The organism is Okeania sp. SIO2B9 (assembly GCF_010672505.1).
Taxonomy (GTDB): domain Bacteria; phylum Cyanobacteriota; class Cyanobacteriia; order Cyanobacteriales; family Microcoleaceae; genus Okeania; species Okeania hirsuta.
The window spans coordinates 1-5,760 of record NZ_JAAHGK010000396.1; the positions used below are offsets into that span (position 1 = coordinate 1).

4 protein-coding genes are annotated in these 5,760 nt (G+C 38.0%); 2 read left to right on the forward strand and 2 right to left on the reverse strand.

Translation table 11 applies throughout. The annotated features are described in order from the left end of the window. Both F6K13_RS15310 and F6K13_RS15315 read left to right on the forward strand, forming a co-directional pair. Positions 1 to 1,037: transposase (locus F6K13_RS15310; protein WP_287287787.1), on the forward strand; the 1,037-nt coding region annotated here is incomplete at its 5' end. Positions 1,038 to 1,090: 53 nt separating this feature from the next. Continuing rightward, positions 1,091 to 1,873 (forward strand): carbon dioxide-concentrating mechanism protein CcmK, encoded by a 783-nt coding sequence (locus tag F6K13_RS15315; protein ID WP_124146617.1) that lies wholly within the window; start codon positions 1,091 to 1,093, stop codon positions 1,871 to 1,873. A gap of 264 nt (positions 1,874 to 2,137) precedes the next feature. Here the strand turns inward: F6K13_RS15315 and F6K13_RS15320 are convergent, their stop codons facing one another. Both F6K13_RS15320 and F6K13_RS15325 read right to left on the reverse strand, forming a co-directional pair. Next, entirely contained in the window at positions 2,138 to 4,498 is a 2,361-nt protein-coding gene (locus F6K13_RS15320) for a PhoX family phosphatase (protein ID WP_124146618.1), read from the reverse strand. Positions 4,499 to 4,813: 315 nt separating this feature from the next. Then, positions 4,814 to 5,383 (reverse strand): hypothetical protein, encoded by a 570-nt coding sequence (locus F6K13_RS15325; RefSeq protein ID WP_124146619.1) that lies wholly within the window; start codon positions 5,381 to 5,383, stop codon positions 4,814 to 4,816. Positions 5,384 to 5,760 lie beyond the last annotated feature (377 nt).

Below are 5,760 nucleotides of genomic sequence, written 5' to 3' on the forward strand. Positions count from 1 at the left end.
ATTATTACTCTCAAAAACGAGATTTAGTCAATACCAAAGATAAGTTTCCTGAATACAAGCTAATTCATTCTCAGGTATTACAAGACTGCACAAAACGGGTAAAACTTGCCTTTGATAGATGGTTTAAAGCAGACAAAAACGGTAAGGATTCAGGTAAACCAAGGTTCAAAGGAAAAGGACGTTATCGCAGTTTTACTTATTCTCAAATAAAACTAAATTGCATAGAAGAAAATAAAATTAATTTGCCCTACCTAGGAAAGGTAAAGTTAATTCAGCATCGTCCAATACCAGAAGGGTTTATAATTAAAACTGTTACGATTAGTCGTAAAGCAGATGGTTATTATGTGACTTTATCCTTAGAAGAAAAATCAGTTCCAGCTTTAACAAGTGAAGTTGAACCTACATTAAAAAATACTCTGGGAATCGATATGGGACTGAAGGAATTCTTAGTAACAAGTGAAGGAGAATCTGTTCCCATACCCCAATACTATCGAAAATCTCAGCAGCGATTAAAGACTCTACAGAAACGTTTATCTCGAAAGAAAAAAGGTAGCAAAAGGTGGTTAAAAGCTGTTAAATTTGTAGCCAAACAACATAAAAAAGTAGCCGATCAACGTAAAGATTTCCACTTGAAAACAGCTAATGAATTGTTATCAAAAGCGGATATTATCGCCCATGAAAACTTAAACATTAAAGGGCTAGCAAAGACCCGTTTGAGTAAATCAATTAACGATGCTGGATGGGGACAATTCTTATCTATTTTAACTGTCAAAGCTGGAAATGCTGGACAAAAGACTATAGCTGTGAACCCCAAAAATACAAGCCAAGATTGCTCAAATTGTGGAGAAAAAGTCCCTAAAGAATTAAACATAAGAACTCATTTTTGCCCACACTGTGGCATAGTAATAGACCGGGACTTGAATGCGGCGATAAATATCAAAAATAGGGCGGTAGGGCATTCCGTCCTTAAAGCTCGTGGAGCCCGATGCAATAGCAGGGCAGGGAAACGAGAAGCCCACACTATAGCGGCAGCTTAGTGTGGGAGTATGTCACGTGGGTTCACTGCTACACCGAAGTAAAGAGATAGAAAATGAAAATACAGACCCACAATAATCATAATCTAGAGTCTCTTGAATCGCCAATCAACTTTGGAGATTCAGCTCTTGGTTTAATCACAACTCGGAGTTTTCCTGCCATAGTTGGTACTGCTGATATGATGCTCAAGTCATCTGGGGTTATTCTGGTAGGATATGAAAAAATTGGTAGTGGATATTGTACTGCGGTAGTCCGTGGTGGTGTTGCTGATGTTCGTCTAGCGATAGACTCTGGAGCAGAAACAGCGAAAGAATTTGGACAACTTATTTCTCATACTGTGATTCCTCGACCTTTAGCTAATTTAGAAGCTGTACTACCTATTGGCAGTCTTTTATTTCAATTGTCTCAAGGTAGAGTATCAGCTCAGTTTAAAAATAAGGCAGTGGGTCTAATAGAAACTAAAGGTTTTCCAGCAATGGTGGGAGCTTGTGACGCAATGCTCAAAGCTGGTGATGTACAGTTGACTGCTTATGAAACGACAGGTGCAGGTTTATGTACTGCGATTGTCCGGGGTTCGGTTTCTAATGTGGCAGTGGCAGTGGAAGCTGGAATGCACGAAGCAGAAAGAATTGGAGAATTAAATGCTGTAATGGTAATTCCTAGACCATTGGATGATTTAGAAAGAACATTACCTGTAGCTACTTATTTAATTGAAGAAAAACTTGAACCTCTACGTCTGCCATTGGCAATTACAGAAAAAGAAAAGGAGCTTGTGAGATTACCCGATTTTTCTCAACTTCCTGTACCTATAAAAGAAGAAGTGAAGGAGAAATCATAGACCTTAGTAGGGTGTGTTAGGCGCTTTTCCTTCAAGGAGTTTGCTCCTCAAATATACAATAGCGCCGTAACGCACCATTTTTTTTATGTAATATCAAGTCTATATTATAGCTATCTAACACACCCTACTACTAACACACCCTACTGGACTTTACTACTAGAATACCTCTGCCCCTTTGGTCTTCCCCCCTTTCAAAGGGGGGTTAGGGGGGATAAATTTTTTACCACATTTTCAAGCTTGACGCGCCACTACTGGACTTAAATTTTAAACAAAAGCGCCACCATCTCTACGAGTAACACCAATCACAGAAGGTCTTGGTGGTAGCAAACCATTAAAACTACCTCCAGGATTACCTACATAACCTGTATTACTAGGCCAGTTACTACCACGAGGTACACTTCGCTGCTGAGTGAAGAGAGTGCCATCCAAATTTAGCATCTCAATATCACGACCTAGTTGAACTCCATCTCCAATAGGTGAGCTTTCCCCAGGATGCTGTACAGCTAATAGTAGAGTTTCATCTACACCACTACTATTTCTGATAAAGTATGGTCCAGTAATTTCGCAACGAGGGGGACCATAAGCGAAAGGTACAACTAATCCAGCATTCGGTCCAACAACAGGAATATAGAACACCCAATTGTTACCAAATGTTCCTCTCAAGTTACCAACACTTCCAGTTTGAGTGTGGTCGATCTCTCTTATCTCTCCAGCAACACCAGTGTCGAAGCCATTGTGACTACTGGTAGACATATCTGTTACACCCCAGATATTACCTAGAGTATCAATTTCTAGGTTATCTACATTAGCAAAACCTGCACCATTAATAGCACCATCTTCTCCACTCTGCTCAAAAGCTGACCAAGTAAAAGTGGTACTTGTAGCATCGCTATTAGTTTCAATGATTCGGTATATACCGCCAAAAGGTTGAGTAGCATCAACATCCGCAGAGTATTTACTTACAACAAAAATTCTGGAGTCTGGATATCCATCTCCACCAGGTCCAGCATCTGTATAAGCAATAAATACACTACCATCACCAGGGTGAACTTCTACGTCTTCAGGACGAGCAGTAGGAGTAGCACCTACTAAGTTAGCAGCTAAGAAAGCATCAACTAAAATCGCACCTTGGTTATTGTAAAAATCTCCTAGAGTCCTTCCCTGATAATTAGATAATACGCTTTCATTTGTGAGGTCTACAATGAAAGACCCACCATCCTGTTCTGCTCCAGGAATACCAGCACGTTGAGGTAAGCGAATTCGGCCATCTCTTTGAGCTTCACCAAAAGCGTTTAATTCAGCTTGAGCAATCTCGCTTGGTGATAGAGGATTGGTGGGAGTGCTAGGAACTAATGGAATCCACTGACCAGAGCCATCAGGATTTAATCGTGCAGCATAAAGAGTCCCACTTTCAAATAATTGACTATTATTTGGGTCAGTAGTACTAGAAACAATACCGTCACTTACAAACTTCCAGGTATGACCACCACGACGGTCATCTCCCATATATGCTACTAATGGTCTGCCTGCTTCTACTCTAAATGCAATATTTTCATGGCGGAAACGACCTAGAGCTGTATGTTTTCTGTTTTGGAAACTTGGGTCTGCTGGAGAAATTTCTACCATCCAGCCATACTTTTCACCGACTAAACCAAAGATAAAACCTATCTCTTGATCTTCGTCATAACCAGTTTGAGTACCATTAGGTAGTACAGATTCGGTAACGCTACCTTGGAAGTTTTCTTCTGCTGTGAGAATTGTTCCCCAAGGAGTTGTACCACCAGAACAATTAAAAGCTGTACCAATAATTCGATTACCAAGTCCATCAGAACTGAGGGGGAATACATCAGTAGCAGCAGGTCCAGTACCTATTAAGAAGTTCTGGTCTCCAGTTTGATAGCTTGCTGTACCCCAAGATGTGACACCTTGATAACCATCAGAACGTTCAGAGTTAATTCCTAGTCCAGATAAGAGGTGTACTCGACGATTAGCATTATCTGCGACAGTAGCATAACGACCATTACCGCCTTTAGTGATACGGACAATAGACCCACCTTGGTTATAAGCAAATTCCCCACGGGTGAAGGAGCTCTCTTGAGATAAATCTAAACCCAGTACAAGTTGGTCTGTTGTGGGGAAACCAGCTAGGTCATCACCACCTAGTAATGAGGATATGGGATAAGAGACATACTCATGGTTAACCCATAGGTAGCCATCATCAGGATTACCATTAATAGGGATAAAGCTTACATAGTCGCAGTTATAACCAAAGTATTCTTCTGGGTTAGGAAATACGCGATCGCCCCAAGCAGCAATTACATACCTTTCATATTCAGGTGGGACTACTACATCATCAAAATATTCATAGGATTGCAGTGCTACATCCTGACCAGATCCTATAGTACTTCCTCCTCCAGCAATTCCAAAGGGTACGAAGCTAGGGTTACTTTGATAAGCTTCTAAAGGATGTGCCAATTTTAGGGGTGTAAAACTCAAACCTGTAGTTTGAGCTTGAGCTACTTCGGAGCTACTACCTAAAAAATTGCCAATTTTTGGTGATAGTGCTGTAGCTGCTGCGCTACATCCGAAGAACATTAATAGTTTTCTGCGAGTTAGTCTGGACATAAAATTTTTTCTAGTTCTTCTTCCCTCTACAGAGAGGCGGTAGATTACAAATTTTCAATCTATTGCTAGCAGTATTTCTAAACTAAATATTGTCTGTATTTGGTTGCTTTAAATACTGCCTTCAGAAGTTTACCTAGATAAATTTATGATGAGTTTATAGTTAGTTTAAGCTTGATTAAAGTATTGTTTAAATTTTGGTTAATCCATAAATTATGCGGATTAAATTGTAGGTTGTAAATGAAAAAAGTTTACCTAAACTTCATACTGTTTCAAACTAATTCCAGGGAAGAATAAAAAAGAATTCTCAAAAAGTGCTTAATCATCTATCTCTTTGGGGTCATCTTCATCAGAAGGAAATATTGGAGGTTTAGATGTTGGCTGCCGTTGAGGAGATTTTTGAGGTTGAGGAACTATAGGTTGAGTATCAGGTGATGGTGGAGGTGGGGCTGGAATTTGAGGAGAAGATTCAGGAGTTTTAGGTTGAGTTTTAGGTGTAGTTTCACTATCAAAGTTTAATAAGTATTTGGCATCGGCAAAATATCTAGTCAAATTATCAATTTCTGCATTTTTTTGCCATTCAGCACGAGATATTTTTGAACGTAGGATAGGTACTATTTGACTCTGACGCTCTCCTAATATAGTGATAGTAATTTCTGTGATTTCTGGATTATTTTTAAATTCTTGATTGATTTTATTTTTTGCTAAATTTTCTGCTTGTTCTACAAGAATTTTATAGGAATTATTATTGTTAGAGTCAATCAAAAGACTGGTATTTTTTGCAGAAGCTAAGGTGGTTTTATTTGTAGTTAAGATACTAGCTAATATTAAGACTGTACTCCAGAAAATATGATAATATAAATTCATTAAATTAAATTTTTTCCACATATATATAAATTTAATTATTACAGTAACATGTAATAATTAAAATAAATTTAAGTTTTGGTTAAATATTTACTATAATTAAATTTCTCTGTTTAACTTGATAATTTTAACGAAGGTGATCGCTACGCTAATTAAACTACTCCTCAAATTCAGTGTTTAAGTATTCAAGTCAAGTTAATTGGCTATTTGATGATTGAGTAATAGTTAGGAAAGATGATTTTTAGAGTCACTGTTCAAGTACACAAGTATATTTTTTATGCCTTATTCCCTACTGACAAATGTTAAATTAATTTTGCACAAGTACTTATAATTATTTTAGGTATGGCAATTGTATTTTCATGAAATAAAGCTATGGATAGGCATAATTTTAGTCATTTATT

Excerpts from the sequence above, each read along its gene's own strand:
- F6K13_RS15315 (WP_124146617.1), top strand. The coding sequence starts at position 1,091 with ATGAAAATACAGACCCACAATAATCATAATCTAGAGTCTCTTGAATCG.
- F6K13_RS15320 (WP_124146618.1), bottom strand. The coding sequence starts at position 4,498 with ATGTCCAGACTAACTCGCAGAAAACTATTAATGTTCTTCGGATGTAGC.
- F6K13_RS15325 (WP_124146619.1), bottom strand. The coding sequence starts at position 5,383 with ATGTGGAAAAAATTTAATTTAATGAATTTATATTATCATATTTTCTGG.